Genomic DNA, 2503 nt, shown 5'->3' with positions numbered 1-2503 from the left:
GGCTCGTTGATGATGCGCTTGACGTCCAGACCGGCGATGCGGCCGGCGTCCTTGGTGGCCTGGCGCTGCGCGTCGTTGAAGTACGCGGGCACCGTGATCACGGCCTCGGTCACCGGCTCGCCCAGGTAGTCCTCGGCGGTCTTCTTCATCTTGCGCAGGATGTCGGCGCTGACTTGCTGGGCCGAGATCTGCTTGCCGCGCACTTCCACCCAGGCGTCGCCGTTGTCGGCCGCCACGATGGAGTAGGGCATCAGGTTGATGTCCTTCTGCACTTCCTTCTCGGTGAACTTGCGGCCGATCAGGCGCTTGATCGCGTACAGCGTGTTGCGCGGGTTGGTCACGGCCTGGCGCTTGGCCGAGGCGCCCACCAGCACTTCGCCGTCTTCCTGGTAAGCCACGATCGACGGCGTGGTGCGTGCACCTTCCGAGTTCTCGATCACCTTGGTGGTGTTGCCTTCCATGATGGACACGCACGAGTTGGTGGTGCCCAGGTCAATGCCGATGATTCGTCCCATGTTGTGACTCCGTGTAGAAAAAGATTGTTGAAAACGATGTGGATGAGGTGTGGATAAGTCGGTCTCTTTTCAAGAGCGCGACCGCACCGAAAACTTATTTGGGCGCGGTCACCGTGACCAGGGCCGGGCGCAGCACGCGGTCGGCGATGGAATAGCCCTTTTGCAGGACGCTCACCACGGTGTTGGGCTCCTGGTCGGCCGGCACCATGCTGATGGCCTGGTGCTGGTGCGGGTCGAATTTGGTCGAACCCGGCGGGTTGATTTCCAGCACGCGGTGACGCTCCAGTGCGCTCTTGAGCTGCTTGAGCGTGGCCTCGGACCCTTCGCGCAGCTGTTCGCGCGTGGCCTCCGTGATGGCCAGGCCGGCTTCCAGGCTGTCGGCCACCGGCAGCAGGCTTTCGGCAAAGCTCTCCACCGCGAACTTGCGCGACTTGCTGATTTCTTCTTCGGCGCGGCGGCGGGTGTTCTCGGCCTCGGCCTTGGCGCGCAGGAACTGCTCGGCCAGATCGGCGTTTTGCGCCTTGAGCGTGGCGACCTCGTGGCTCAGGGCATTGATGGCCTCGGCCTCGGCCACTGCGGCGGCCGCCATCGCCTCTTCCGGGCTCATGGGCGCGCTGGTGTCCGGGGAAGCGTTGTCGGCGGGCTGTTGGTCTTGGCTCATGGCAATGAATGGAAAAGTTCGTGAAAAAGGTGGGCAACGCTGGCCGCAAGCAGGCACATGGGGGCGGTGAGCGGGGTTTCAAGGAGGCGACAGGCGTTTGGCGGATCGGGCCCCACAATCGGCCCCTCTCCAACCGACGACTCAACAGGTAGAACCCATGAAACTCTTTCGCCACGGACCGGCTGGTGCCGAGAAACCCGGTCTGATCGACGTCAGCGGCACGCTGCGCGACCTCACGGGTGTGGTGGCCGACATCCACCCGGCGACGCTGGGGCGTGATTCTATGGCCCGGCTGGCCGCGCTCGATCCGACCGGCCTGCCGGCGGTCCCGCCGGGCACGCGTCTGGGCGCCTGCGTGGGTGGTGTGGGCAACGTGATCGGCATCGGCCTGAACTACGCCGACCACGCGGCCGAGGCCGGCCTGAAGGCGCCGGGCCAGCCGATCGTGTTCAACAAGCACAGCGGTGCCATCTGTGGTCCCTTTGACGATGTGTGGCTGCCGCCAGGCGCGCAAAAGCTCGACTGGGAAGTGGAGCTGGGCATCGTGATCGGCCGGCGCGCCTTCCACGTGAGCGAAGACCAGGCCCTGGACTTCGTGGCCGGCTTCTGCCTGGTCAACGACGTGTCCGAGCGCGCTTACCAGATGGAATATGAAGGTCAGTGGGCCAAGGGCAAGAGCTACCCCACGCACTGCCCCATCGGCCCCTGGCTGGTCACGCCCGACGAACTGGGCGACCCGCAGGACGTGGACCTGTGGCTCGACGTGAACGGCGAACGCCGTCAGACCGGCAACACCCGCACCATGATCTTTGGCGTGAAGACCATCGTGAGCTACCTCTCGCGTTTCATGGCCTTGCAGCCCGGCGACGTGATTCCCACCGGCACGCCGCCCGGCGTCGGCATGGGCCACAAGCCGCCCGTGTATTTGAAGGCTGGGGATGTGATGACACTGGGCGCGCGGGGCCTGGGCGAGCAGCGCCAGACCGTGGTGGCCGCTCCCGCCGCTTGATCAGGCGCCCGGCTGGTGGGGTGTGGCGCTGGCCGCCACACGCGCCTGCTGGTGCGCCCACCGAGTAGCGAACTGCTGAACATCGCTCAGGCGGCGCGCCAGTTCGGCGCCTTGCGTGGTGAGCCGGTAGCCGTGGCCGCTGTGGTCCACCAGGCGCGCTGCACGCAGTTCCTTGATGCGGGTGTTCAAGGTGTTGGGGGTCACACCGCCCACGCTGTCCTGCAGCAGGCGAAAGGTCTGGGGGTGGCCGTCCGAGAGTGCCCAGATCACCCGCATGGCGTAGCGCGATTCGAGCAGGTCGAAGAGCTGGATCACGGC

The 2503-nt window shown here is 65.9% G+C and carries 4 protein-coding genes; 1 reads left to right on the top strand and 3 read right to left on the bottom strand.

Translation table 11 applies throughout. The features are described 5' to 3' along the window. A partial coding sequence (locus tag Q1W68_RS06090; RefSeq protein ID WP_300715883.1) for an Hsp70 family protein occupies positions 1-515 on the bottom strand: 515 nt, incomplete at its 3' end. A 94-nt stretch (positions 516-609) separates the two neighbouring features. Beyond that, entirely contained in the window at positions 610-1176 is a 567-nt protein-coding gene (gene grpE, locus Q1W68_RS06085; protein ID WP_300648514.1) for a nucleotide exchange factor GrpE, read from the bottom strand. Between the two features lie 157 nt (positions 1177-1333). Between grpE and Q1W68_RS06080 the strand changes: the two genes are divergently transcribed. Then, positions 1334-2185: a fumarylacetoacetate hydrolase family protein gene (locus Q1W68_RS06080; protein WP_300648516.1), complete on the top strand. Its 852-nt coding sequence runs from the start codon at positions 1334-1336 to the stop codon at positions 2183-2185. On the opposite strand, the gene Q1W68_RS06075 is transcribed toward Q1W68_RS06080, so the two are convergent. Continuing rightward, positions 2186-2503 (bottom strand): winged helix-turn-helix transcriptional regulator (locus Q1W68_RS06075; protein ID WP_300715882.1); only part of this gene is annotated, 318 nt, incomplete at its 5' end.

This window comes from Hydrogenophaga sp., assembly GCF_030158645.1.
In the GTDB taxonomy this organism is placed as follows: domain Bacteria; phylum Pseudomonadota; class Gammaproteobacteria; order Burkholderiales; family Burkholderiaceae_C; genus Hydrogenophaga.
This window is presented reverse-complemented; position numbering and strand designations above follow the sequence as displayed.